The sequence below is a fragment of the Pigmentiphaga litoralis genome (assembly GCF_048632615.1).
GTDB classification, from domain to species: Bacteria; Pseudomonadota; Gammaproteobacteria; order Burkholderiales; family Burkholderiaceae_B; genus Pigmentiphaga; species Pigmentiphaga litoralis_B.
Genome location: NZ_CP184479.1, coordinates 3,946,470 through 3,970,268, shown reverse-complemented (window position 1 = coordinate 3,970,268; position 23,799 = coordinate 3,946,470). Strand labels below are relative to the sequence as shown.

Annotated in this window: 24 protein-coding genes and 3 pseudogenes; 12 read left to right on the top strand and 15 right to left on the bottom strand. The window is 64.6% G+C overall.

What is annotated here, in order from left to right; genetic code table 11:
• The first annotated feature begins 79 nt into the window (after positions 1-79).
• Positions 80-310 (top strand): hypothetical protein, encoded by a 231-nt coding sequence (locus ACNANG_RS18230; protein WP_420224186.1) that lies wholly within the window; start codon positions 80-82, stop codon positions 308-310.
• 85 nt (positions 311-395) lie between these two features.
• On the opposite strand, the gene ACNANG_RS18225 is transcribed toward ACNANG_RS18230, so the two are convergent.
• Entirely contained in the window at positions 396-764 is a 369-nt protein-coding gene (locus ACNANG_RS18225) for a hypothetical protein (RefSeq protein WP_420224185.1), read from the bottom strand.
• A gap of 50 nt (positions 765-814) precedes the next feature.
• The gene (locus ACNANG_RS18220; RefSeq protein ID WP_420224184.1) at positions 815-1,162 is read right to left on the bottom strand and encodes a hypothetical protein; all 348 of its coding nucleotides are present in this window, start codon (positions 1,160-1,162) and stop codon (positions 815-817) included.
• Between the two features lie 223 nt (positions 1,163-1,385).
• Between ACNANG_RS18220 and ACNANG_RS18215 the strand changes: the two genes are divergently transcribed.
• Complete coding sequence (locus tag ACNANG_RS18215) at positions 1,386-1,832, top strand: ferritin-like domain-containing protein (protein WP_420224183.1); 447 nt, start codon at positions 1,386-1,388, stop codon at positions 1,830-1,832.
• A 113-nt stretch (positions 1,833-1,945) separates the two neighbouring features.
• Here the strand turns inward: ACNANG_RS18215 and ACNANG_RS18210 are convergent, their stop codons facing one another.
• The 4 genes from ACNANG_RS18210 to ACNANG_RS18195 all read right to left on the bottom strand — a co-directional run bounded on the left by ACNANG_RS18210 (position 1,946) and on the right by ACNANG_RS18195 (position 5,155).
• The gene (locus ACNANG_RS18210) at positions 1,946-4,003 is read right to left on the bottom strand and encodes an ATP-binding protein (protein ID WP_420224182.1); all 2,058 of its coding nucleotides are present in this window, start codon (positions 4,001-4,003) and stop codon (positions 1,946-1,948) included.
• Positions 4,004-4,057: 54 nt separating this feature from the next.
• Positions 4,058-4,252: a DUF1328 domain-containing protein gene (locus tag ACNANG_RS18205; RefSeq protein ID WP_179585293.1), complete on the bottom strand. Its 195-nt coding sequence runs from the start codon at positions 4,250-4,252 to the stop codon at positions 4,058-4,060.
• A 259-nt stretch (positions 4,253-4,511) separates the two neighbouring features.
• Positions 4,512-4,730 (bottom strand): hypothetical protein, encoded by a 219-nt coding sequence (locus ACNANG_RS18200; protein ID WP_420224181.1) that lies wholly within the window; start codon positions 4,728-4,730, stop codon positions 4,512-4,514.
• A 110-nt stretch (positions 4,731-4,840) separates the two neighbouring features.
• Positions 4,841-5,155 carry a hypothetical protein gene (locus tag ACNANG_RS18195; protein ID WP_420224180.1) on the bottom strand — a complete coding sequence of 105 codons (315 nt, stop codon included), beginning with the start codon at positions 5,153-5,155 and terminating at the stop codon, positions 4,841-4,843.
• Positions 5,156-5,310: 155 nt separating this feature from the next.
• On the opposite strand from ACNANG_RS18195, the gene ACNANG_RS18190 reads away from it, so the two are divergent.
• The gene (locus tag ACNANG_RS18190; RefSeq protein WP_420224179.1) at positions 5,311-6,750 is read left to right on the top strand and encodes a M20 family metallopeptidase; all 1,440 of its coding nucleotides are present in this window, start codon (positions 5,311-5,313) and stop codon (positions 6,748-6,750) included.
• Positions 6,751-6,787: 37 nt separating this feature from the next.
• Here ACNANG_RS18190 and ACNANG_RS18185 read toward each other — a convergent pair whose 3' ends face one another.
• Positions 6,788-8,047 carry an MFS transporter gene (locus ACNANG_RS18185; protein ID WP_420224178.1) on the bottom strand — a complete coding sequence of 420 codons (1,260 nt, stop codon included), beginning with the start codon at positions 8,045-8,047 and terminating at the stop codon, positions 6,788-6,790.
• A gap of 219 nt (positions 8,048-8,266) precedes the next feature.
• Complete coding sequence (pap, locus tag ACNANG_RS18180; protein ID WP_420224177.1) at positions 8,267-9,760, bottom strand: polyphosphate:AMP phosphotransferase; 1,494 nt, start codon at positions 9,758-9,760, stop codon at positions 8,267-8,269.
• 123 nt (positions 9,761-9,883) lie between these two features.
• On the opposite strand from pap, the gene fumC reads away from it, so the two are divergent.
• Positions 9,884-11,272 carry a class II fumarate hydratase gene (gene fumC, locus ACNANG_RS18175; protein WP_420224176.1) on the top strand — a complete coding sequence of 463 codons (1,389 nt, stop codon included), beginning with the start codon at positions 9,884-9,886 and terminating at the stop codon, positions 11,270-11,272.
• Between the two features lie 46 nt (positions 11,273-11,318).
• Here the strand turns inward: fumC and ACNANG_RS18170 are convergent, their stop codons facing one another.
• Entirely contained in the window at positions 11,319-12,536 is a 1,218-nt protein-coding gene (locus ACNANG_RS18170) for an FAD binding domain-containing protein (protein ID WP_420224175.1), read from the bottom strand.
• Complete coding sequence (locus tag ACNANG_RS18165; RefSeq protein ID WP_420224174.1) at positions 12,529-12,984, bottom strand: VOC family protein; 456 nt, start codon at positions 12,982-12,984, stop codon at positions 12,529-12,531. Before ACNANG_RS18165 ends, ACNANG_RS18170 begins: the two co-directional genes overlap by 8 nt.
• 143 nt (positions 12,985-13,127) lie before the next feature.
• Between ACNANG_RS18165 and ACNANG_RS18160 the strand changes: the two are divergent.
• The 5 genes and pseudogenes from ACNANG_RS18160 (at position 13,128) to ACNANG_RS18140 (ending at position 17,798) form a co-directional block, all read left to right on the top strand.
• A pseudogene (locus tag ACNANG_RS18160) lies at positions 13,128-14,392 on the top strand (ABC transporter substrate-binding protein).
• 27 nt (positions 14,393-14,419) lie between these two features.
• The gene (locus tag ACNANG_RS18155) at positions 14,420-15,295 is read left to right on the top strand and encodes a branched-chain amino acid ABC transporter permease (protein WP_420224173.1); all 876 of its coding nucleotides are present in this window, start codon (positions 14,420-14,422) and stop codon (positions 15,293-15,295) included.
• A gap of 16 nt (positions 15,296-15,311) precedes the next feature.
• Positions 15,312-16,313, top strand: coding sequence for a branched-chain amino acid ABC transporter permease (locus ACNANG_RS18150; RefSeq protein ID WP_420224172.1), 1,002 nt, complete (start codon positions 15,312-15,314; stop codon positions 16,311-16,313).
• Positions 16,303-17,079 (top strand): ABC transporter ATP-binding protein, encoded by a 777-nt coding sequence (locus ACNANG_RS18145; RefSeq protein WP_420224171.1) that lies wholly within the window; start codon positions 16,303-16,305, stop codon positions 17,077-17,079. The genes ACNANG_RS18150 and ACNANG_RS18145 overlap by 11 nt, the downstream gene beginning before the upstream one ends.
• A 14-nt stretch (positions 17,080-17,093) precedes the next feature.
• On the top strand, positions 17,094-17,798 hold the full coding sequence (locus ACNANG_RS18140) for an ABC transporter ATP-binding protein (protein WP_420224170.1): 705 nt from the start codon (positions 17,094-17,096) through the stop codon (positions 17,796-17,798).
• Between the two features lie 11 nt (positions 17,799-17,809).
• Here ACNANG_RS18140 and ACNANG_RS18135 read toward each other — a convergent pair.
• The 5 genes and pseudogenes from ACNANG_RS18135 to ACNANG_RS18115 all read right to left on the bottom strand — a co-directional run bounded on the left by ACNANG_RS18135 (position 17,810) and on the right by ACNANG_RS18115 (position 21,425).
• Positions 17,810-18,486: pseudogene (locus ACNANG_RS18135) on the bottom strand (TetR/AcrR family transcriptional regulator).
• 114 nt (positions 18,487-18,600) lie between these two features.
• Entirely contained in the window at positions 18,601-19,404 is an 804-nt protein-coding gene (locus tag ACNANG_RS18130) for an MFS transporter (protein ID WP_420224169.1), read from the bottom strand.
• Positions 19,401-20,030 carry an MFS transporter gene (locus tag ACNANG_RS18125; protein ID WP_420224168.1) on the bottom strand — a complete coding sequence of 210 codons (630 nt, stop codon included), beginning with the start codon at positions 20,028-20,030 and terminating at the stop codon, positions 19,401-19,403. The genes ACNANG_RS18130 and ACNANG_RS18125 overlap by 4 nt, the downstream gene beginning before the upstream one ends.
• 8 nt (positions 20,031-20,038) lie before the next feature.
• Positions 20,039-20,353 (bottom strand): MarR family transcriptional regulator, encoded by a 315-nt coding sequence (locus tag ACNANG_RS18120; protein ID WP_420224167.1) that lies wholly within the window; start codon positions 20,351-20,353, stop codon positions 20,039-20,041.
• Between the two features lie 298 nt (positions 20,354-20,651).
• Positions 20,652-21,425 (bottom strand): SDR family NAD(P)-dependent oxidoreductase, encoded by a 774-nt coding sequence (locus ACNANG_RS18115; protein WP_420224166.1) that lies wholly within the window; start codon positions 21,423-21,425, stop codon positions 20,652-20,654.
• 229 nt (positions 21,426-21,654) lie between these two features.
• On the opposite strand from ACNANG_RS18115, the pseudogene ACNANG_RS18110 reads away from it, so the two are divergent.
• From ACNANG_RS18110 to ACNANG_RS18100, 3 genes and pseudogenes are all read left to right on the top strand, one after another.
• Positions 21,655-22,649 (top strand): annotated as a pseudogene (locus ACNANG_RS18110) (Bug family tripartite tricarboxylate transporter substrate binding protein).
• Positions 22,650-22,651: 2 nt separating this feature from the next.
• Positions 22,652-23,086, top strand: a complete 435-nt coding sequence (locus tag ACNANG_RS18105; protein WP_420224165.1) for a 2-dehydropantoate 2-reductase N-terminal domain-containing protein — start codon at positions 22,652-22,654, stop codon at positions 23,084-23,086.
• Complete coding sequence (locus ACNANG_RS18100; protein ID WP_420224164.1) at positions 23,071-23,772, top strand: NAD/NADP octopine/nopaline dehydrogenase family protein; 702 nt, start codon at positions 23,071-23,073, stop codon at positions 23,770-23,772. The genes ACNANG_RS18105 and ACNANG_RS18100 overlap by 16 nt, the downstream gene beginning before the upstream one ends.
• Positions 23,773-23,799: the final 27 nt, after the last annotated feature.

Below are 23,799 nucleotides of genomic sequence, written 5' to 3'. Positions count from 1 at the left end.
GGTCCCATACTCCCGTCGGGCACACCGCTTGCTGTAACACTCGCAGAGCACTGTTGCCGTTGACACATGGAGGTGAACGATGACCACCGACAAAAAGAAGACTGAAGAAGACAAGCGTCTGGATGGCACGGCCGACAAGGACAAGAAAGTCCCGACCTACCAGGAACTCCTGGACGAGTCCCTGGACCAGACGTTCCCCGCGAGCGACCCGATTTCACCGGGTGCGGCAGTGAATGCCGAAAAGCGGATCGAGTCCGAAAAGGACGAGGCGGACTGGAAGCTCAAGCCGCAGAAGGCCCCGAACAAATAAGGGGAGTTCAAACGTCCCATCCGTGTGACGAGAAAAGGCTGGCGTTTGCCAGCCTTTTTTACGTGGCGGCCGTCGGCATGACCCTCTACAGCAGCACGATTTCGTAAGGCTGCCTTGCACTGGGGCCGTCCAGGCGGGGATCGCCTGGAACGCCGTCACCTGACAGCGCTTTGCGTTTGGCGTACAGGCCATATTGATCGACGTTGATCCGACGAGCGCGATGCCAAGGAATACGGGTATCGCCTGGCATGGCCCAGTCCCACGCATGCACAGGAACGGGAATGCACTTCGCGCCGACAATTGCCGCCGCGGCCAGGGCGGCCCGCCCCACGGCTTCGTGGTCGGGATCGCCATCGAAGCGCCAACTTGCGAACAACACGTCGCCCGGCTTGAGCCGCCACGCCAGGAAGGCCGCCAGCGCCGTCTCATTCCGGTGCAGCGCTCCTTTTTCCATGCCGGCGTGCATCACGCGGCAGAGCGCCGCGTCCGTTTCCGCACGGCTCGTCACCCCAAGACGATGCAGCGCCCCAGAATAAGGCGCGTATTGAACCTGCGCCTCGCCATCGTATTCCGGTGGGTTATGGCTTGATGCGCCCCCGCTTCACCCGTTGCCGCAATGATCGTAAGTGGCCGACCCAGGAAGTGGAGCCCATGAATCAGGCCGCCCAGGCTGGCCACTTCATCGTCGGGATCGGGCGTCACCACCACGGCGCGGCGCCCTTCCGGCACCAACAGCCCGGGCGCGATCGACGGCAGGCCGGCCAGGGCCCAACGGCCGCGTTCGGCGCAGACGGCGGCATGGTCGGGGGCTTGCGGTACAGCGCTCAACATCGGCATGGCGGGCACAATCACAATAGGGTGACTCCCGCAATGCAATATCCATGCCCATTTTTACACGCGGGGTTATGGATTGCCGTCGCGCATGGACCTGCCCGCACGCCCTGTAGGCCGAGTGCTTACATGCCTTTGCCGCAGGTCGGCCGGGATCGAATCATGCTGAGCAGGTAGGCAGAAGCCGGAGCGCTGCTTGGCAGCGCGATCCGGTCCCCACGACGTACCGATAAAAGGACAAGCCATGACGAAAATTACCTCTGTGCTCAATGAACTGATTGAAATCAGCAACGACGGCGACAAAGGCTTCCGCCAGGCCGCCGAGGACGCGAAGAACCCTGAACTGAAAGCCCTGCTGCTGCGCCGTGCATCGGACTGCGCATCGGGCGCTGCTCAACTGCGTCAGCAAGTGACGGCACTGGGCGGCAAGCCTGAAGAAGGCGGCACCGCTGGCGGCGCCGTGCACCGTGGGTGGGTCAGCCTGAAGGCCGCTGTTGCCGGCCGCACCGACCTGGCCATTCTGGAAGAGTGCGAGCGCGGCGAAGACGTCGCCAAGGCACGGTATCAGGATGCCTTGAAACAGGATCTGCCTGCCGACATCCTTGCGCTCGTCCAGACGCAATATGAAGGTGTCGTTCGCAACCATGACCAGATCCGCGATCTGCGTGATCGCATGCGCGCAACGAGCTGACCTCGGGTGGCCCGCCAATGGGCCACCAGCCAAAAAAGCGCCTCGACCATTTCGAGGCGCTTTTTTATGTGCCGTCAACGATGACCACCGGCTACCGTTGACAGGAACAACCTTCAGTGCACGCCGCTTGCCACCCGCTGCCCAGCCGTTGCCTGGGCGGCGGGACCCGTCAACGACGCTATGACGGATATCAGCTCAGAGGGATTGGCGGGTTTGGTCAGATAGACCTGGAATCCATTCGCCAGCGCGCGTACGCGATCTTCGCGCTGACCGAAGGCCGTCAATGCGATCGCCGGAATCGGCCCTCGAAACCGCGTCGACACCTGGCGCTCCAGCTGCCGCACCTGCTTCAGGGTCTCGTAGCCGTCCATATCGGGCATGGCGATATCGCAAATGATGACCTGCGGCGCGTCGTCCGGACCGCATTGACGCAAGTGGTCGAGCGCATGCTGCCCCGAATCCGTCGGCGCGACCTGGGCACCGATATGCGTCAGCAACTCGGACAAGGAATCGCGCGCTTCCTTCTGATCGTCCACCAGCAACACCCGCACGTTTTCGAGCGAGCTCAGCGGCTTGTCGTCCCCGGCCATCGTCTGCACGGCGCGGGGGCCTTCGTCTTCCGAATCGGCCTGATTGCGCAGCGGCAGGTAAATCGAGAAGGTCGACCCCTGGTTTTCGCCATCGCTGTAGGCCACCGCGCGGCCGCCATGCAACTCGGTCAGCTGGCGAACCAGTGTCAGTCCCAGGCCCAGACCTTCGGTGCGACGCGTGTTCGATGAATCGGCCTGGCGGAACGGGTCGAACAGGAAAGGCATGAACTCCGAAGAGATGCCCTTGCCCTGATCCACCACCGAAATCCGCACGTCGATGTCGCTGGTTTCCACCGTGACCTTCACATCCGACCCTTGCGGGCTGAACTTGATGGCATTGGTCAACAGGTTCCAGATGATCTGTTCGACCCGCTCGGCATTGCCCACAAGACGGATCGGCGATTCGGGAAACGCGGTCGTGACCGACACATTGCGTTCAGCGGCCGCCTTGGCCGCGCTAGAGATCGCCGCGTCGATGGCGGGCTGGAGCGTAAAGGGTTGCTTGGGCATCCGCAGGCGTCCGGTCATGACCTGAGTCGCGTCAAGCAGCTCTTCGATCATGCGGACCTGCTGCTGCACGCCGGTTTTTATGCCCGCGATCGCGCGCGCAACGGAGGGCGTGCCGGTATCGACGCGGTTCTCCAGTACATGCGTCCAGCTCTGGATGCCGTTCAAGGGCGACCGCAGTTCATGCGACACGATGGCCAGGAACTGGTCGCGCGCGCGGGATGCGGCCTCGGCCTGGAAGCGTGCCGCCTGTTCACGGATCAACAAGGCGTCGCGTTCAAGCTGCGCTTCGGTGCGCTGCGTGACGTCATAGGTCACGGCCAGCACCGAGTCAATGCTGCCGTCGCGTTCGAATTCGGGAAGGATGCGGGTAGTGAAATGCCGGGTGCGTGACTCGCTGTCGTCCAAGGTGAAATTGAACGCGCGTTCCTCACCGCACTGGAACACATCGCGGGCGGCCTTGTCGTAGGCGGCGGCCACCGAATCCGGAAAACCCATTTCGGCAATGCTCTTGCCGATGAAATCGCTTGCCTCGATGCCAAACGCATCGCGCGTAGCGCGGTTCACATACAGGTGCCGTTGGTCCCGGCTGAGGCGTGCGATGACATCGGGAGAATTCTCGACCAATGTCTCCAGCTCTCGCCGGTTCCTGAAAAGTTGACGTTGTTCGTCGTCCGACAGTACCGCCTTGGGGGCATGGTCGACCGGTGCGATCGACCCCGAAAACCCGGTAAGCGTTTGGTCGTGCATTACGGGCATGGCTCGGAGCAAGACCTTGCGGCCGGCCGCGTCGGCCGTGGCCAGACAGATTTCTACTTTGAAAGGCGCGCCGTCGGCCGCGCCTTTGGCGAATGCCGCGCTGACGGCGCCGCGGCTCTCTTCCGTTACGACATCCAGCCACCCGCGGCCGGTTGCATGCATCGTCGCCTGGCCTGACAGCCGGGTCCACGCCGCGTTGACAAAGCGCCAGTCGCCACCCGCGTCGGCCATCCACAAGACGCAGGGCGCTTGGTCCGCCAGGTCACGGAAGCCGAAATCATTGGGGTGTGATGAAGGCGCATGGTCATCACTCATTGCATTGACATCGGTCACAAGGTAGCCACACTTTCAAAACCACATTCAGGAACTTCAGTTTTGCCACTCGCCTTCGTAGCGGTCTTCTTCGTCATCCGGCGTCGTCACAAAGAACGTCATGATGAAAGCGATGAGGGAGACGACGAAGAGGCCCATGGCGATCTCAGCAGCACTCGCGGCGATGCCACCCATGCCTACGATGGCAACGAGCAGGGGGATCGCGAAAAAGATAGTAGCCCAGCGCAACATGTTTCTCTCCTTGTCTACCCAAGAAGCAACTTGACGCGCTTCTTGCAGTGTCTTGCCAATAACGGTCTTGGAACCGTCTGAATTTCATTGCCGTGACCGGCTTGCCCAGACCTATATGCAACTAGTGTGCCAGCTCGGTCCAAAGTTCCTGAAACGTTGATACTGCTGGCTTTTCAGGGGTTCACATCGAGGGCAACCCGGCCGTCCTGCAAAACTTTCTTACCGCGGCCGGCGTAAAAATTACAGGGGCCGCCCAAAATTACGATTGCGCCCGGTCCCGGCGCCGCTGAGCGTGATAGAAGCCACGCATGGCGGTCTGAACCAGCGTGCTGAAGTCGCTTTCCATCGACTCATAGGCGTTCTGCAGGAATTTCCTGGGCTTCATTCGGCGGCGTTCCGCCCCTTCGCGACGAGTGGTTTCGTCGCGGCGGGTGGCGTTCTTACGGGAGAGCGCGGAAAGGTGCTTGGACATGGCCATGGCGTCAGTACCTGTGAATAAGGGAAAAAAGTCAGCGGAACTACAGTCGAGCAAATCGCAAAAGTCGTACCCAGGGAGGCCTCTCGCGATTGTGCGAGTCAGTGCGTGAGTCAGACGATCAGGCAGCGCGCAACAGGCGTCCGGCCAGGCGCATGGCTGCCGTCGGCAGGCGCGGACTGGGTCTTGCAGCGCTTGTCCGATGCAGCATCGATCCAGCGTTGTTCGATCGTGCTGTTGGCCGCGGGGGCAATGCCAACCGGACGCATGGCACGTCCGCCGGGAAAGGCCGGCCCCACATCGAAGAGCTGGGCGCGAGGGGCAATGAAGTCGTCGAACGCAGCGACACGTTCACTGTTCATCAGCACCGGCAAAGCCACAAAACCCATAATTGCCAGCACTGTGTAAAGATGCTTTGCGTTGTCCATCAGCGATCCCCGGTCTCGTCATCGGCCGCCCCGTCCGCCGGGGCATCTCGGACATAGCCAGAGCAAAAGGTGTGCCGCTGACGGTTCGTGCCATGTTTCCGGCGCGCACGGCGGAGGACTACACTGGAAAGTCTTGCCAGAACGCAGAGCCCGCCATGAACCTCTCCGACCTCGGAAGCACCATCGCCCGTCGCTACGACGACGACATCATTCCCCGCCTGGTGGACTATGTCCGCATTCCCGCCAAGTCCCCCGCATTCGATCCGAACTGGGCCGAGCATGGGTACCTGGCCGAGGTCATCACGTCGGCCCGCCTGTGGGCGGCGGCGCAAGGCGTTGCCGGTCTGCATGTCGAGATCGTCACCCTCGACGGCCGCACGCCGTGTCTGTTCTTCGACGTGCCTGCCACGCAAGGCCTGGGCAACGACCGCACCGTCCTGTTCTACGGCCACCTCGACAAGCAGCCCGAAATGACAGGCTGGCGCGAAGACCTCGGCCCCTGGACCCCCAAGATCGAAGACGGCAAGCTGTACGGCCGCGGCAGTGCCGACGATGGGTACGCGTTATACGCCGCGCTGACCGCGATTTCGGCAATCGACGCCCAGGGCGCACCCCGTCCGCGATGCGTCGGCCTGATCGAAACGTGCGAAGAAAGCGGCAGCTTCGACCTGCCTCCGTATCTGTCGATGCTTGCCCCACGGCTTGGCGACGTCATGCTGGTGGTCGGCATGGACTCGGGCTGCGGCAACTATGACCAGCTGTGGGTCACGACGTCCCTGCGCGGCCTGGCTGGCGGGGTCCTGACCGTGGAAGTGCTGACCGAAGGCGTCCACTCGGGCATGGCCAGCGGCCTGGTGCCGTCCTCTTTCCGAATCGCGCGCCAGTTGTTGAACCGGATCGACGACCCTGCCACCGGAACGGTGCTGCTGCCCGAGCTGCAGGCTGAGATCCCCGACGAACGGATGGAACAGGCCCGCACGGCCGGCGAGATCCTGGGAGACCAGGTGTGGACGCAGTTTCCATGGGTGGGCTGCTCGCACGGCGCCGATGGCCACGCGCACGCCATGCCCACCACGACCGACCCGGTCGAAGGCATTCTGAACCGCACATGGCGCCCCGCCTTGTCGGTTACGGGCGCGGCCGGCTTTCCCAGCATCGATGCGGCCGGCAACGTGTTGCGGCCCAAAACGTCGCTCAAGCTGAGCATGCGGCTGCCGCCCACGGTCGACGGCCACTTTGCCGCGCAGGTGCTCAAACGCAAGCTGGAAGACAATCCGCCCTATCAGGCCAATGTCCGCTTCGTGGGCGGGGAAGGCGCCACGGGCTGGAACGCGCCGGCGACCGCTCCCTGGCTGAAAGAGGCGCTCGATAGTGCATCGCAGAGCGTCTACGGCAAGCCTGCCGCCTGGCTGGGCGAAGGCGGCACCATCCCCTTCATGGGCATGCTGGGCGAATTCTTTCCGAAAGCCCAGTTCCTGATTACCGGCGTGCTGGGCCCGAAGTCGAACGCACATGGGCCGAACGAGTTTCTGCACATCGCGTATGTGAAGAAGCTGACAGCGGCCGTGGCGCAGGTCGTCGCCGGCGTGCGCTAGGCGCCAGGCGCTTGGCGCGGCCCGCGCCGTGATCGCCTCAGCTTTCCTTGCCGCGCCCCTTGAGCAGCAGCCACGCGCACGTCAAGGCCGGCACGACCAGCACGGCGTACGCGACGGCGTAGTTGCCCACCCCGTCACTGCCGGCGGCGACTGCAATCGTGCTGAGCAACGGTTGCCCGACAAACACTCCCAGGTAAGTGAACAGCAAGGTGCCGCCGGTCGCCTGCCCGATCAGGCCAGGCGGCGCCCGCCGCGCCACTTCGGCCAGAAACACGCCGTTCCAGCCTATCCCCGACGCGCCATACACCGCGGCAATCACCGCGACGACCCCGAACGGCGTCGAATCCCGCAGCAGCGCCACGGCCACCGAGGCCGCCGCCATCATCAGCGCCAGTATGCCCAGCAGCGTCCGCGGGGCCACCCACCGGTCGGCCACGATTCCCCACAGGATCCGGCCGACCACACCAGCCACCTGGGAGATCGACAGCGCGACACCCGCCGCGATCAGCGTCCAGCCCAGCGACAGGTTGAGGAAGGTGACCAGGTAGGAGGTCACCGCCAGCTGGATCGTTGAAAACAGCAACGAACACAAGGCCATCATGCGCAGGGCGGGCGTGCGCCACACCAGTTGCACCGGGTTGATCAGGTCGCGCCACTGGAAGGCGGAGGGGGCGTCGCGATCCGCGTCCAGTGCCCGTTGCACCGTTTGTCCGATCACCGCGCACAGCACACAGGCAAACGCCGTCGACGCCAGCGCCAGCCGCCAACCCACCAAGGCCTCGATTTGCGGCACCACCAGCGCGGCAATGACCCCGCCCACCGGCACGCCTGTCTGCTTGATCGAGAACACCAGCGACATGCGGTGGGGCGGCGTCGTCCGCAGCAACAGAAAGGAACTGGCCGGCGTGATGGGCCCGTATCCCATGCCAACCAGCACCGCGCCGATCGCAGCGCAGGGCAGATTGCCCACGCACAACAGCCCCATGCCGACCGAACTGATCAGCAAAGACGCCTGGCTGCATCGCATGGCGCCGAACCGGCTGACCAGCGTGCCCCCGACCACACTCGTGAACATGGCCGCGAAGTACACCAGCGCCATATAGATGCCGATCAGGCTGGGCGACCATCCCAATTCACGGGTGACGACCGGGCCGACCACCGCCGGTGCAATGGTGGCGGCCGACGCCAGCGCCTGGATCGCCAGCGTGACGAACAGCACCCAGACGGTGCCGGGCTGATCGGGGCGGCTGCCCTGGAAGGGTGAATCGGAGGAAGGTGAAGCAGAAGCGGGCGGCATGCGATACGGGAAGGACGGGGCTGGAAGGACGAGGCAGGAAGGCCGGTGCGTTCCCTGGGCGGGATCACGAGGCGGGATCAAATGCGAAGGTAGCCTCTACTTTACCCGGTCCCGCCCCTGCCCCGCCATCCATCCGCCCGTGTCAGGCCGCAGGCACGGGGAAAAGCCGCACGATCAAAGGCCGCATTGCCACAAGCCGCCTCTTTCCAGGCCGCCGCCTTACACGCCCCGCTTGCCCAAGGCCTTCGCCAGCCCTTGCGTGACCGCCTCGATCACCTGCACCCGGGCCAGGCGTTTGTCATCGGTGGCGACCACGTGCCACGGCGCGCCGACGGTATCGGTGCGTTCGAACATGGCGTCCGCCGCGCGCCGGTAGTCTTCCCATTTGTCGCGATTGCGCCAATCGTCTGGCGTCAGCTTGAATCGCTTGAAGGGCGTCTCGGCCCGTTCATTGAAGCGCCGCAACTGCTCCTCTTGCGACACGGCCAGCCAGAACTTGAGCACGACAGCCCCGCTTTCCTGCAGCTGGGATTCGAAGTCGTTGATCTCGTCATACGCCCGGCGCCACACCTCGGGGCCGATCAGCTTTTCGACCCGTTCCACCAGTACCCGGCCATACCAGGACCGGTCAAAGATCGCGACCCGGCCATGTGTCGGCAGCCGATTCCAGAAGCGCCACAGATAGGGATGCGCCTTTTCCATGTCGGTGGGCGCGCTGACGGGCATGACCGAGTACTGCCTTGCGTCCAGTGCGTGCGTGATACGGCGGATCGCGCCGCCCTTGCCTGCCGCGTCAATGCCTTCGAACACCAGCACCAGGGACCGGTCCCTGAATGCCTTGTGGCGCACCAGTTGGCCCAGCCGGGCCTGCGCCGCGTCCATCCGCAGGTCGTAGGCCTCGGGCGCCATCGGCGCCGTCGGCAGCATGGCGGCCGGCATGCTTGCGTGCGGCGCTCGCAGCACGAAGGCGGGCGCACCCATCTGCGCTGGCAAGGGCACGACCTTGGGCAGCTTGCGGTTAAAGGCATCCAGCAGCGCGGTCGCAGTCGTCACCATCCGCATCCGGTCGTCTGCGCCCGGCACCACCTGCCAGGGCGCATGCGGCGACTGGGTCGCGGCAATCACCATTTCGCCCGCCCTGCGCAGGCGCTCGAAACGTTTGTGGACCTGGCGATCGGCCTTGGACACGCGCCACGCGGTGGCCGGATCGGCCAACTGCTTGCGGATGCGGCCCGCCTGTGCGTCACGCGACAGGTGATACCAGAGTTTGACGATCTGCACGCCGTCAGCCGCCAGCAGGGCCTCGAAACGCTGGATCTCGGCGGCCAGGAAGGCGATGGCATCGGGATCGGGATGCTTGCTCGACGCTTCCGCCATCAATGGGGCGTACCAGGAATCGAACACGATCCCTAGTTGGCCCTTGGGCGGCAGCGCATTCCAGAACTGCCACAGGGGCGGGCGCTGGGCCGATTCGGGCGTCTCGGCGCCAAAAGCCAGGGTATGGATATTGCGCGGGTCCATCCATTCATTGAGCTGGTTGACCGTCGATCCCTTGCCGGCGCCATCGATGCCGGCCACGACCAGCAACACCGTGCGGTCGGCTTTCTCGAGCAGCGCGTACTGCCGCTGCAGCAACGCGGTACGCAATTCGCCTTCGCGCGCCGCGAAGTCGTCTTTCGACATGACGGGATCACGTTCTGCTGACTCGAACACATGGCTCTCCTGGTTATGGCCTCTTGAAGGCTTTACCACAGTCGCAAGCAGGGGCACAAGCTGCCGGCCAGGAAGAGTCTGCTAATCTGGAATGATTCCTAATCCACGCATAGGAGCGCGAGCATGAGTACCCGCAGTGAGAAAGACACCTTCGGTCCCATCGATGTCCCCAACGAACATCTGTGGGGCGCGCAGACCCAGCGGTCCCTGCAATTCTTCGCGATCTCGACTGAAAAGATGCCGCCGCAACTGATCGAGGCCCTGGCCTTCGTCAAGCGCGCCGCCGCCAAGGTCAACGCCGAACTGGGGGCGCTGGACCCCGCCATTGCCGATGCGATCCAGAAAGCCGCCGACGAAGTCATCGCCGGCAAGTGGCCCAACGAGTTCCCGCTCAGCATCTGGCAGACCGGCTCGGGCACCCAGAGCAACATGAACATGAACGAAGTGCTTGCCAATCGCGCGTCCGAACTGATGGGTGGCGAACGCGGCGAGGCACGCAAGGTGCACCCCAACGACCACGTGAACCGCGGCCAGTCGTCCAACGATGTGTTCCCGACCGCCATGCACGTGGCCGCCGCCATGCAGGTGCAATCGCATCTGTTGCCGGCCATTGCCCATCTGCGCGAGACGATTTCCGCCAAGTCCAAAGCATTTGACGACATCGTCAAGATCGGCCGCACCCACTTGCAGGACGCCACCCCGCTCACGCTCGGCCAGGAACTGTCGGGCCATGAAGCCATGCTGGCGCTGGCCGACGAACAGTTGCGCGCCGCAACCAAAAGCCTCTTCCAGCTGGCGATCGGCGGCACCGCGGTGGGTACCGGCCTGAACGCGCATCCGGAATTCGCCACCCGCATGGCCACCGAACTGGCCAAGGACACCGGCGTACCGTTCGTCTCCGCGCCCAACAAGTTCCAGGCGCTGGCGTCCCACGAAGGCTTGCTGTTCGCGCACGGCGCCCTCAAGGCCCTGGCGGCCAGCGCCATGAAGATCGCCAACGACATTCGCTGGCTGTCGAGCGGCCCGCGATCCGGCCTGGGCGAATTGAGCATTCCCGAGAACGAGCCGGGCAGCTCCATCATGCCGGGCAAGGTCAACCCGACCCAGTCCGAAGCCCTGACCATGATTGCCGCCCAGGTGATGGGCAACGACGTCGCATTGAACATCGGCGGCGCCAGCGGCAACTTCGAACTGAACGTGTTCAAGCCCGTCATCATCCACAACTTCCTGCAGTCCGTGCGCCTGCTGGCCGATGGCCTGGCCAGCTTCGACAAGAACTGCATGGTGGGCCTGGAGCCCAACCGCGAACGCATCGCCGAACTGGTCGACCGGTCGCTAATGTTGGTGACGGCGCTCAACCCGCACATCGGCTACGACAAGGCCGCCCAGATCGCCAAGAAGGCGCACAAGGAAGGCCTGTCGTTGAAGGAATCGGCGCTTGCCCTCGGCCACCTGACCGAAGAACAGTTCGACAAGTGGGTCGTGCCGTCGGAGATGACGGGCGAGAAGTAAGCGGACGGGCGCGAGCCGGCGCGATGGCTCGGCGGCTCGTCCCGCCTTAGTGCCTCACCGGCGCGACCGCCGTCTCCCGCATGATGGCTTCGGGCGTGCGATAGCGTTCCGCCATTTCGCGTTCTTCGGGCGTGCGCAGCTGCGCCTGCATGTAGGCACCAAGCGCCCGGGCATGGCCCACGATGAACGCACCGGCATCCCGGCGCTGCGCCTCGTACTCGGCCAGCGCCGCCGGAACGTTGGCATGGCGGGTCAGCGCATCCACCAGCGCCATCGCGTCGCCTGCTGCCTTGGTGACGCCCATGCCGCAATGCGGGCGCGCCACGAACGCGGCATCCCCTAGCAGGGCCACCTGCCCGATCGCCATGCGCGGACTTTCCAGATCGAAGATAGGCTGGAAGAACAGGTTGTCGGTTTTCTCCACGACCTCGGCAAATTGCGGAGCCAGCACTTCCCGCGCGGCCTGGCGCGCCTGCGTGATGAATTCGGGCCGGATCAGCGGCGGCGGAATGCCGTCCAGCCAGACGCGGCCGGTGGCATCGGTCACCATGTCGCGAAACGTCGTGCTTTCATCCGCCGGGCGGTACCACACGAAATTGAAGCGCCGCCGGCCCGGTTCGACGCCGTTGTGCTGGCCGGCCACCGGGTAGGCGATCATCTGCTCGCACGGGGGAATGCCGAACGCAAAATACGGGAACAGTTCTTCGCGCACCCGGTCACTCAACGCCGATTCATCCACCAGTCCGCGCCATGCCACATAGCCGGCGTATACCGGATGGGCGTCGGGCAGCAGCGCCCTGCGAAGGGTGGATCGCAGGCCGTCGGCGGCTACCACCAGATCGGCCTGATCGCGAAACCCGCCGCGAAACTTCAGGTGAACGACACTACCGTCCTGCTCGACGGACGTCAGTTCCCGCCCATTGTGATACCTGTCCGCTGGAAACGCTGACTTCAGGATGCTGTACAGGCGGCCCCAGGCGGTCAGCACCTGGGGCATGGCGCGCCGCCCCAGCACCGATCCATCCCGCGCCAGGGTCACCCGTTCCCGCACCGACACGCCAATCGCATCATCGGCAGGCAGACCCATGGCGGCCAGCGCCTCCATCAGTTCCGGATGCGTGACGATGCCCGCGCCCCGCCCTTCTAGTTCGTCGGCCACCCGTTCGTGCACTTGCACGTCCCATCCCGCCCGCAGCAACAGATTCGCGGCGAACAGGCCGCCCAACGATCCGCCCACCACGATGGCCTTGCGCGACTCACTCATGGCCGGCTCCCGATGCCTGGGCTTCCGCCGCTGGAAAATTCAGTTCGATGGTGACGCTCGACGGATCTTCCACGAACACCTGGTGCAGGCCCATATCGGGCACGGTGCGCTCGCGAAAGGCCAGGCCCGCTTCCCGCAGCCGCCGGCGCATGTCCGCCAGGTCGGTGGCCAGGAAGGCCACGTGGTCGATTGCGCCGCTGCCTTGCAAACGGGACTCGTCCATCTCCCCCAGATACTCGGTCAGGCCCGACGGATCCGCCTTGTCAATACCGATGATGTGGACCACGCCGTAGTCGGCCTCATCGCCGCCGCGATAGAGCCAGATGCCAGGAAACTTGAACGCCGGCCGATAGCCTTCCTTGAAACCCAGAATGCCGGTGTAGAAGCGGCGCGTCGCCTCGATATCGGTAGTGCGGACAGAAAAATGAGCCAGCTTGCTGATCGGCATGGTCGTCTCCGTTAAGTTATCGATGGATAAATACTAAGCGCCTTTATCCGCCGCCTGCAAGCCTTCCCGACTCAAACCGGCCTAGGGTTTCCCCCTTCTATTGATCAATTGACAAATAAGCAGATGGAACTCAAAGTTATCGAATGATAAACAATATCGCATCCCGTCCGGGACGTGCCGATCAGGAGACCCCCATGCCACTGCCCCACTCTTACCGCCCTGCCCTGCGCCTGGCCGCCACCGGCGTGCTGCTGGCCGCCTGGTCCGTGGCGCATGCCCAGGCCATCCGGATCGGCCTGCCCGTGCCGCTGACCGGCCCCTACGGCGCGGAAGCGCAGGACCAGGTGCGCAATGCCGAACTGGCCGCCAAGGAGTTCAATGACGCTGGCGGCCTGGCGGGACGCAAGGCCGAACTGCTGGTACGCGACGACCGGCTCAACCCGGGCGAGGCGGCGACGCGGGCTCTGGAACTGATCGAGAAGAAAGGCGTCAGCTTCATCGTGGGGGATTGTCGGCGGCCACGCAGCTATCGATCAACAACGTGACCAGGCAGCGCAAGGTGCTGTATGTCTCGATCAGCCAGTCCGATGCCATCAACGAAGCCACCGATGCCAGCCCCTATACCTTTCACGAGGCACTGAACCCGCACATGACGACGCAGGCTGTCGGCAAGTATGTGTTCAAGCGCGGCATGAAAGTCGCCTTCCTGACGGCTGACTATGCCTATGGCCATGAAATGACGCGGGGCTTTACAGCAGTCGCGAAAGAGATGGGCGCCAACGTCGTGGGCGAGGTCAAGCACCCGCTGGGCGCGACCGACTTTTCGGCCTTCCTGCCCCGCATCCGCGCCATGAACGCCGACGTGCTGGTGTTCAACAACTTCGGCGCCGACAACCGCATCTCGATCAAACAGGCCGGCGACTTCGGCATGAAAAAGCAGATGACCTTCGTGACGCCGATCCTGACCTACACCGCGCGGGTGTCGGGCGGCGCCGGCACCTACGACGGCGTGATCGGCGGCACGCAGTATTACTGGAAGCTGCAAGACACGGTGCCCGCCGCCAAAACCTTCAACGCCGCCTTTCGCGCGGCCAACAAGGACCGCTACCCGTCCGACTACGGCGCCATGGCCTATTCCGCCGTCAAGTCGCTATTGATGGCAGTGAAGACGGCGGGCTCTACCGAACCCGACAAGGTCGCCGCGGCCCTGCGGGCGCTCAAGTACGACACCTACAAAGGCCCGCAGTACTACCGCGGCTGCGACCAGCAATCAGTGCAGTCGGTGCTGGTGATCCAGTCGGCGGCAACCCAGGCCGGCCATCCGGATGAAGTGTTCAAGGTGCTGCATGTCGAGCCGCCCAGCGAGGCCCTGCTGCGTTCGTGCGCGACGCTCGGCTTCAAGGGCTGACACGAGCCCGATCCAGGAGGATGCCGCATGACATTCGATCTCATCGCCCTGCAGCTGTTTACCGGACTGGCCCTGGGCGCCATCTACGTGTTGCTGGCCGTAGGGCTGTCGCTGATCTTCGGCATGCTGACGGTCGTCAACTTTGCGCACGGTGCGTTCTACATGCTGGGCGCCTACGCCGGCTTTTACGTGGCCGAGAAAACCGGCAGCTTCTGGCTCGCCATGGTGCTGGCGCCGATCATCGTGGCGGTCATCGGCATGGTGTGCGAACGCTGGCTGATCCGGCCCCTGTACGGGCGCGGGATCGACTACCCCCTGCTGCTGACTTTCGGGCTGGCTTACATGATGGTCGAAGCCGTACGCATGATCTTCGGCCGGGCGGGCCTGCCCTTCGATACGCCCGACATCCTGCAGGGCGCGACCAACCTGGGCTTTGCCGATTTTCCGACCTATCGCCTGTTCGTCATCGGTGTAGTGGTCGCGCTGCTCGGGGTGCTGTGGCTGTTCATCGAAAAGACCTCGCTGGGGCTGATCGTCCGGGCCGGTGCGCGGGATCCGGTCATCGTACGGGTACTGGGCGTCGACATTTCCAGGGTCTGGCTGATCGTGTTCGGCGTCGGCACCGGCATTGCCGCCCTGGCCGGCGTGCTGGCCGCGCCGCTGCAAGGCGTGTCACCCGACATGGGCACCTCGGTGCTGATCGTCGCCTTTGTCGTGACGGTGGTTGGCGGCATGGGCTCGCTGACTGGCGCCGTGGTAGCCGGCCTGCTGGTCGGCATTGCCGAAAGCCTGTCCGTGCTGTTCTTTCCCGAGGCCGCCAAAGTCTCGATGTTCGTCATCATGGCCATCGTGCTGCTGTTCCGTCCGCAAGGGCTGTTCGGCCGCGCGGGCCTCATGACCTGATATCCAGCGAGTCACCATGAGCGAATTCCTGACTTCTCCCATCCCGGCGGCACCGGCCCGCCCCTTGCATGCGTCCGGCTGGCTCGACGGCGTGGCGCGCCATCGCGTGCTGGCCACCCTTGCGTTCTTTGCCGTCTTCCCGTGGCTGATGCCCTACCAGTCGGTGGCCATCAACATCCTGATCTTCGGGCTGTATGCCGTCGGCTTCAATCTGCTGTTCGGCTACACCGGCCTGCTGTCGTTCGGGCATGCGGCTTTCCTGGGCGTCGGCGGTTACACCGCGGGCATTCTGATCGCCCAGCATGGCGCGGCCTGGTGGTGGGCGATCCCCGCCGCGGTGGCCATGGCCGCCGTGGTTGCGCTGGTGATGGGCCTGCTGGCCATCCGCACCCGCGGCATCTACTTTGCGATGGTCACGCTGGCGCTGTCGCAGTGCGTGTACTTCCTGGTCTATCAGCTGCCCGCGTCGGGCGGCGAAAACGGCCTGCGCGGGGCGAACGTGTCGGACGTGTCTCTGTTCGGGCTGCACCTGAACCTGCTGGACCCGATGCACAAGTACTACTTCATGCTGGCCTTCGTGGCGGTCGCGCTGCTCGCCCTGTCGCGTATCCTGGCGTCGCCCTTTGGCGGCGTGATCGAAGCGATACGCGAGAACGAGTCGCGGGCGCGCGCTTGCGGCTTCAACGTCGAACGCAGCAAGCTCCTGGCCTTTGTCCTGTCGGCGGCGTTTTGCGGCCTGGCCGGCGCGCTGTATGCGATTCACCTGTCCAGCGTCGCGATCGAAACGCTGGCCTACACCACGTCGGGCATGGTGGTGATGCTGTGCCTGCTGGGCGGCATGGGCACCTATTTCGGCCCGTTTGTTGGCGCCGCCCTGTTCCTGGTGATCCAGGACGTGATCTCGGAATACACCGAAAACTGGCAACTGTATGTGGGCGCCGTGTTCGTCTTCTTCGTCCTTTTCTTCCCGAAAGGCGTGTGGGGCACCCTGCTGGAGAAACTTCGCCATGACCGCTGATCATCCTCATGCTTCCCTTCACGACACGCTGATCGAAACCCGCAGCGTCAGCAAGCGCTTTGGCGGCTTCATGGCGCTCAAGGACATCTCGGTCCGCATTCCGCGCGGCAGGCTGACATCCATCATCGGCCCGAACGGCGCCGGCAAAAGCACCTACTTCAACCTGCTGTCGGGCGCGCACGCCCCCAGTGGCGGGCAGGTGATCTTCGATGGCCAGGACATCACAGGTCTGAAGCCGCACGACTTCGCACACATCGGCATTGCCAAGTCTTTCCAGATCACCAACCTGTTCCCCCGTTTTACTGCGCTGGAAAACGTGCGCATCGCCTTGCAGGCGCATGTGTCGCGTTACGGTCTGTGGCGCAGGCGTGCGGCGCTGGCCGGGCTGGAAGAACGAGCGATGGAACTGCTGCGCACGGTCGGCTTGCAGGACCGGGCCCGCCACCGCGCGCATGACCTGGCGCACGGCCAGCAGCGCAGCCTGGAAATCGCGGTGGCGCTGGCGACCGATCCCAAGCTGCTGCTGATGGATGAGCCGACCGCGGGCATGAGTCCGGAAGAGACCAGGACGATGATGCATCTGATCCGCGGACTGGTCGAGGCCCGCACCGTGGTGCTGGTCGAACACAAGATGAAGATGGTGATGGGCATCAGCGACCGGATCGTGGTGCTGCATCACGGCGAATTGCTGGCCGAAGGCACGCCCGATGACATCCGGTCCGACGAACAGGTCAAGCGTGTCTACCTTGGCCAGGGCAATCATTGAAAGAGACAACCATCATGCTGCACATTCAAGATCTTCATGCCTGGTATGGCGAAGCCCACGTGCTGCAGGGCGTGAACCTGCAGGTCGATCAGGGCGAGCTGGTTTGCCTGGTGGGCCGCAACGGCGCGGGCAAGACCACCACCGTCAAAAGCGTGGCGGGGCTGATGACCAAGGTCAAGGGGTCGATCCGGTTCGATGGCGAGGAAATCCTGGGACTGCCAGCCCATGCCCGATATGCGCGCGGACTGGCCTACGTGCCCGAAGAAAGGCGGATCGTGCCCGGGCTGACCGTGCGCGAAAATATCCGCCTGGGCTTGCTGCGGTCACCGCTGCACGGGCAGGAAGCCACGATCATCGACGAGATCGCCGATACCTTTCCCCGCTTGAAGGAACGCCTGGACCAGCAGGCGGTGACCATGTCGGGCGGCGAGCAGCAGATGCTGACGATCGCGCGCGCCATGGCGGCCAAGCCCAAATTCGTGCTGCTGGACGAACCCTCGGAAGGGATCATGCCGCTGCTGGTCGACGAAATGTTCGAGTACTTCACGGCCCTGAAGCGGGCCGGCGTCACCCTTCTGCTGATCGAGCAGAACGTGGAACTGGCGTTGCGGATTGCAGACCGCGCCTACATCCTGGACCAGGGCGAAGTGGTTTACGCCAACGATGCGCGCGCGATGCTGGCGGACGCGTCGATCCAGGAGCGGTACTGCGCGGTGTGAAGCGTGCCCGCTCAGCCTTTGCGCAAGTCCGCCATCACCCTGGGCGCCCCGTGCAGGAACGCGGAAACCTTGGTTTCGATCAGGCCATCGATATCCTTGGGGATCTTCAGGCCGTAGATCCACTTGCGCACGCCCAGATAGAAGATGCTGGCGTGCAGCGCCCAGACCAGTTCGATCTCGGGCTCGAGTTCGGCCGCGCCCGCGGGGCCGCGATGCCGTATTCGTGGCGGATCTCGGCCAGCACCGGCAGGAACACCTTGGACCGCAATTTGCTCAGGTACGTAGTATTGATGCCTTCGCGCGTCAGACCGGCAAAGATGAAGATGCGGATCCACTCTTCGCGCAGGATCACGCGGGCGTAATCGCTATAGAACGACACGAGCCGGTCGGCCAGCGGAATGCTGCGGTCGGTCAACACCGTTTCCCACGTGGGGCGCCAGCTGAACACTTCGCTGTACACGCGATCGATCAGCGCTTCCTTGCTTGGAAAATAGCGGTACAGCAGCGGCTGGGTCACCCCGATTTCCCGGGCCAGTTCGCGCGTGCTGCCCGAGAAGCCATGCCGGGTGAAGTGCTCGATGGCCTTTTCGACGATCTGCTGTTCACGCTGTTCGGGCGCCAGGCGTTTCGTGCCGGGCACGGGCTCCAAATCGGGAACGGGGGCGGCGGCTTTCGTTGACTTGACCATGACCTTGACTATCGGATGCAGCGACGGGTTGACGAAAAAAGCAGGCGGCCAACTGATTATCAGTCGATCACCTGCACGATCTCATGCGGTTAGTCTGTCGTCAAGCCACGGTCATCACTTCTTGCCGCTCACCTCGGCCCCCGCCGTCAACGACAGCCCGCGGAAGTACCAGATCGACACAAAGAAAGCGATGCCGATCAGCAGATACCCAGGCATGACATCGCGTGCTTCCAGCACCGTCACCCCGCGCACATGCATGCTGGTCTTGAGCGAAAAGGCCGCCAGCGCCACACCCAGGCTGATCGCGAGCTGCTGCGCCACGCTGGCCAGGCCCGTGGCGCGCCCCATCTGTTCCGGCGCGATATCGGCATAGGCAAGCGTGTTGACTGCGGTCAGCTGCAAGGACCGGAAGAAGCCGCCGAGCAACAGCACAGCCAGGATCACCATATGGGGCGTGTCCACGTCGAAAAGAATGCAGCCCATGATCGACAGGCCGGTCAGGATCGCATTGACCATCAGCACCTTGCGAAAGCCCGCGCGCTGGATGATGCGCGGCGCGGTCACCTTCATGGCCAGCGCACCCACCGCGCCGGAAAAGGTCAGCATGCCTGCGGCAAATGGCGTCAGTCCAAAGCCGACCTGCAACTGCATGGCCAGCAGGAAGGGCACGGCGCCGACGGCCAGCCGGCACAGATTGCCGCCGACGATGGCGGTGGAAAAGGTCGGCACCTTCAGCAGGCTGAAGTCCAGAATGGGATGTGGGGTGCGGCGCGCATGCAGGATGTACAGCCAGCCGCACAACAGGCCGCCCGCCACCAGCGCGCCCGTGGCCAGCGGCGACAGCACGCCATGCGCCATGGCGTCGAAACAGAACACCAGGCTGGCCAGGCACAGACCGGTCAGTATGAAGCCGATCACGTCCAGGGTTGCGCCTGTCCGCCATCGATATTTTTGATGTACCGCAGGACCAGCACCACGCCCAGCAGGCCGATCGGCACGTTGATGAAAAAGATCCAGCGCCATGACGTGTAGGTGACCAGGAAGCCGCCCAGCGCCGGCCCCATGATGGGCCCCAGCAGCGCTGGCATGCTCAGGAACGACATGGCGCGGACCATCTCGCTTTTCTTGACGGATCGCAGCAGCACGATCCGGCCCACCGGCACCATCATGGCGCCGGCAAAGCCTTGCACGACCCGCCCGCACAGCAACTGCGGCAAGGTCTGCGCCAGCCCGCAGCCCATCGACGCCAGCGTGAACAGGGCAATGGCGGCGGCGAACACCTGGCGCGCACCGAAGCGGTCGGCCGCCCACCCGCAGACCGGCACGAACACCGCCACGCTGAGCAGATACGCCGTGATCGCGATATTCATGCGCACAGGATCTTCGTTCAGGGACGCCGCCATGGCGGGCAGCGCGGTCGCGATCACGGTCGCGTCCAGCATCTGCATGAACAGAGCACAGCCCACGATCAGCGGCACGACCATGGGCGACACACGCGCGCCGATACGTTGGAAAAGCGGCAGGTCGTTGGTGTGGTGATACATGGCGTCCCCTAGTTCCCGAGCAGCGTCAGAGCATTGACCGCCTTGGCGAGCGCGGCGCGTTCGGCGGCCGGCAGGCCCGCAACCTGCCTGGCCAGCCAGTCGGTCCGCAACCGGCGCACGTCACTGACCAGTTTTTCGGCCTGCGGCGTGATGGCCAGCCCGACGCGCCGGCGGTCGGCGTGCAGCGTCTGGTCACGCACCACGTAGCCCTGCTCTTCCAGTTGCTTGATGTGCGTGCTCATCGTGGCCGTCCGCATGTTCTCGCGGGTGGCCAGATCGCTGACGCCGATGCCGGGTTCCTTGCCGATGGTCGTCAGCACCATGACCATCAGGGCGAGACGCCCAAGGACAGCGTTTCGCGCCGCAGCTGGCGGTTCAGGCGCAGGATGGCCGGCCGCAGCGCAGCGGCAAGTTCGACGGATTCAGGGGAAGGCAGGTCGGGCATGGCGGCGGCGACGGAAACAGGATCCCGCCCCCGGATAGTTAGTTAATCTAACTATATGATACGCCGGTTGCGCGCCGCCGGAAAGGGGCCAGGGGCATTACGCCTGGTGACGACGCGTGACGCCTCGTGACGGCGCGCTACCAGGCGGGTCCGCGGTAAGACTTGCGGGGATCGGGTTACAGCACGCCCGACGCGCCGCCGTCCAGGTTGATGCTGCTGCCCGTCACGTAGCTGGCGGCCGACGACGCCAGGAACACGATGACGTTGGCAGCCTCTTCGGCTTCGCCCACGCGTTTGAGGGGAATGTCCTTGGCAAAGTCGGTGTAGAAGTCCTCGATGGCCACCCCTTTTGCGGCAGCATTCTTTTCGTGCTGCCCGGCCTTGATCTTGCCGATGCAGACGGCGTTGACCAGAATGTTTTCGCCCGCAAGCTCTTTCGACAGCGCCTTGGTCAGGGCCAGACCGGCCGCGCGCGACACGGACGTGGGCATCGACGTGGCCGCCGGCTGCTTGCCGCCGATCGTCGACAGATTGATGATCCTTCCGCCGCCCTGCTTCTTCATGTGCGGGATGGCGACGCGCGAGCAGCGAATGGCGCCATAGACCTTGAGCTCCATGTCGCCGGCCCAGTCTTCGTCCGTCATCTGCAGGAAGGGGCCGCGTTTGGACGTGCCCGCGTTGTTCACCAGGATGTCGATCCGGCCAAAGGCCTTGTCGACGGCGGCAAAGAATGCCTCGATGCTGGCCGGCTGGCTGACGTCGGCCGCCATGCCGAACACGTCGCCGCCCAGATCCCGCAGTTGCTTGACGGTGCGTTCCACCGATTCGGCGGTGCGCGCGCAGATGGCGACACGGGCGCCCTCTTCCACGAATTTGCGCGCGGTCGCATAGCCGATGCCTGCCGTTGCGCCGGTCACGACGGCGACCTTGCCTTGAAGTCCGAGTTCCATGTTGAGCTTCCTGTGAAGTAAGAAAACGACGGGCGTATGGTCGCCAGTTGGCGGGAACACGTCAAACGGTATGATCAGCCGGTCTGTCCTGCCTGAGCCTGCCTGCGCCTGCCAACGCGGGCTGCCGGCGCCTTAACCCGCGGTTAACGCACGTTGACCATTCATCGTTCGTGCGTCAACCGCCGCTATCCCTACACTGATCCGGTCTACTTCCTTCCGGATCCGTGCCATGAGTTCCCTGCATCGCCGTCGTCTGCTCGCCGCCCTGTCTCTGGCCGCTCTCGCGCCCGCTCTGGTTGCCACCGCGCACGCGCAGCCCGCCGCCGGCTACCCCACCCGCCCCATCAAGGTCGTCGTGGCGTGGTCCCCCGGCGGCGCCACCGATCTGCTGGCGCGCACCGTTGCGATCGAAATGAGCAAGCAGCTGGGCCAACAAGTTGTCGTTGACAACCGTCCGGGCGCCAACGGCACCATCGGCCACGCGCAGGTGGCCAATGCCCCAGCCGACGGCTACACGCTGGTCCTGGCTACCAACAGTACCTATGCGATCGCCCAGCACCTGTACAAGAGCCTGCCCTATCAACAGGAACGAGACCTTGCGCCCATTGCCCTCCTGGCCGCCAGTCCGCTGATCCTGGCCGTGCGCCCGGGGCTGGACGTACGCAGCGTCCAGGATCTGCTGGCGCTGGCCCGCAAGGCGCCGGGCAAGCTCAACATCGCGTCGGGTGGCAATGGGTCCACCAGCCACCTCGCGGCCGAACTGTTCATGTCGTTGACAGGCACAAGCTTCACGCATGTGCCGTACAAGGGGGCGGCCCGGCCACCCAGGCCGTGGCGGCCAACGAAGTCGACGCCGCGTTCCTGGACCTGGGCGTTGCCGTGCCGTTCGCAACGTCCGGCCGGCTGCGTGCGATCGGCGTGACCGGCAACACCCGCTCCACGCAATTGCCGGACGTGCCTACCGTGAGCCAGTCCGGCGTGCCCGCCTTCGAATCGACCACCACCTTTGCATTGTTTGCACCCGCCGCGACCCCGCGGCCCGTGATCGACCGGCTTGCCGCCGCCGTCCAGACGTCGATGACCCAGGCCGATCTGCGCGACAAGCTGCAGCGCCAGGGCGTCGAGATCGTCAATGCCGGTCCGGATGCGCTGGCGAAGTCGGTGACGACCGACAGCACCAAGTGGGGCGCCATCATCCGCGACCGCCACATCTCGCTGGATTGACCATGATCGTTTCTCCCTCGGCGGCCCGTGCGCCGCGCGTGACCATCGTCGGCGCCGGGCCGATCGGCTGCGCCACCGCGGCCGCGTTGGCCACCCGCGGCCATCGCGTCGCCATGTGGTCGCCCACGGGCCGGCGGCTCACCCTTGACGCGGCGTCGCCCGCCAGCAGCGGGCCGTCCCGCGCCGCCACCGCTCGCTTCACCTGCACCGGCGCGCTGGAGACCCCTGTTCACGTCGACTGGCTGACCGACGTCCGCCAGGTCTCCGACGCCGATGTGGTCATCGTGTGCCTGCCGGGCAATGCCTACGCCGACGTGCTGGCTACCCTGGCGCCGCACTGGCGCAGCGGGCAGCAGATCCATGTCAGCGGCGCCTTGTCGCTGGTCTCGTTGTGGATGGCCGACGACGCCGCGCGCCGGGGGTGTCACTGCAGGTGACGGCCTGGGGCACGACCCTGACCACGGCGTATTTCCGGCCCGATGGCGTGCTGCACCTGAACCGGTGGCGCGACCGCATCGACCTGGCGTGCACCGGCGCGGGCCGGCAGGAGGACGCGCTTGCCACCTGCGAGCAGCTGTTCGGCAGCCGTTTCGTGGCATCGGACAGCCTGCTGGCGCCGACGCTGGCCAATATCAACCCGATCGCGCACGCGGCCGAAGTGATCCCGAATCTGTCGCGGATGGAACGCGGCGAAACGTGGCCGCTGTTCGGTTGCTTCAACCGCGCGGTGGCACGGCTGGCAGACCGGCTCGACGCCGAACGCCTGGCGGTGGCGCAGGCGTTCGGCCTGTCCTTGCCCACGCTGCAGCAGCATTACCAGAAGTCCTATGACGTGACTTTCGGTCCGCTTGAAGAAATGGCGCAGGCGATCCACGAACGCGGCATGGGGCCCAATGGACCCGCGAGCCTGTCGCATCGATATGTGGTGGAAGATGCGCCGTTTGGCCTGGCGTTCCAGGAAGCCCTGGCCCGGCTGGCCAATGTGCCCACGCCGACCTTGAGCAGTGCACTGACGATATTCGATGCGGTCTATGAGACCGACTGGCGTCAGCGCAATTTCCTGCCGGGTGCGTTGGGGCTGGCGGCCGATACGCCGGCGTCCCTGCAGGCGCGGTGCCGGTAGGATGCGCCTGCACGTTGACCCGCGGCG

Coding starts and splice junctions, on each gene's coding strand:
- ACNANG_RS18230 (WP_420224186.1), top strand. CDS start 80: ATGACCACCGACAAAAAGAAGACTGAAGAAGACAAGCGTCTGGATGGC.
- ACNANG_RS18225 (WP_420224185.1), bottom strand. CDS start 764: ATGGAAAAAGGAGCGCTGCACCGGAATGAGACGGCGCTGGCGGCCTTC.
- ACNANG_RS18215 (WP_420224183.1), top strand. CDS start 1,386: ATGACGAAAATTACCTCTGTGCTCAATGAACTGATTGAAATCAGCAAC.
- ACNANG_RS18210 (WP_420224182.1), bottom strand. CDS start 4,003: ATGAGTGATGACCATGCGCCTTCATCACACCCCAATGATTTCGGCTTC.
- ACNANG_RS18205 (WP_179585293.1), bottom strand. CDS start 4,252: ATGTTGCGCTGGGCTACTATCTTTTTCGCGATCCCCCTGCTCGTTGCC.
- ACNANG_RS18200 (WP_420224181.1), bottom strand. CDS start 4,730: ATGGCCATGTCCAAGCACCTTTCCGCGCTCTCCCGTAAGAACGCCACC.
- ACNANG_RS18195 (WP_420224180.1), bottom strand. CDS start 5,155: ATGGACAACGCAAAGCATCTTTACACAGTGCTGGCAATTATGGGTTTT.
- ACNANG_RS18190 (WP_420224179.1), top strand. CDS start 5,311: ATGAACCTCTCCGACCTCGGAAGCACCATCGCCCGTCGCTACGACGAC.
- ACNANG_RS18185 (WP_420224178.1), bottom strand. CDS start 8,047: ATGCCGCCCGCTTCTGCTTCACCTTCCTCCGATTCACCCTTCCAGGGC.
- fumC (WP_420224176.1), top strand. CDS start 9,884: ATGAGTACCCGCAGTGAGAAAGACACCTTCGGTCCCATCGATGTCCCC.
- ACNANG_RS18170 (WP_420224175.1), bottom strand. CDS start 12,536: ATGAGTGAGTCGCGCAAGGCCATCGTGGTGGGCGGATCGTTGGGCGGC.
- ACNANG_RS18165 (WP_420224174.1), bottom strand. CDS start 12,984: ATGCCGATCAGCAAGCTGGCTCATTTTTCTGTCCGCACTACCGATATC.
- ACNANG_RS18155 (WP_420224173.1), top strand. CDS start 14,420: ATGACATTCGATCTCATCGCCCTGCAGCTGTTTACCGGACTGGCCCTG.
- ACNANG_RS18150 (WP_420224172.1), top strand. CDS start 15,312: ATGAGCGAATTCCTGACTTCTCCCATCCCGGCGGCACCGGCCCGCCCC.
- ACNANG_RS18145 (WP_420224171.1), top strand. CDS start 16,303: ATGACCGCTGATCATCCTCATGCTTCCCTTCACGACACGCTGATCGAA.
- ACNANG_RS18140 (WP_420224170.1), top strand. CDS start 17,094: ATGCTGCACATTCAAGATCTTCATGCCTGGTATGGCGAAGCCCACGTG.
- ACNANG_RS18125 (WP_420224168.1), bottom strand. CDS start 20,030: ATGTATCACCACACCAACGACCTGCCGCTTTTCCAACGTATCGGCGCG.
- ACNANG_RS18120 (WP_420224167.1), bottom strand. CDS start 20,353: ATGGTGCTGACGACCATCGGCAAGGAACCCGGCATCGGCGTCAGCGAT.
- ACNANG_RS18115 (WP_420224166.1), bottom strand. CDS start 21,425: ATGGAACTCGGACTTCAAGGCAAGGTCGCCGTCGTGACCGGCGCAACG.
- ACNANG_RS18105 (WP_420224165.1), top strand. CDS start 22,652: ATGATCGTTTCTCCCTCGGCGGCCCGTGCGCCGCGCGTGACCATCGTC.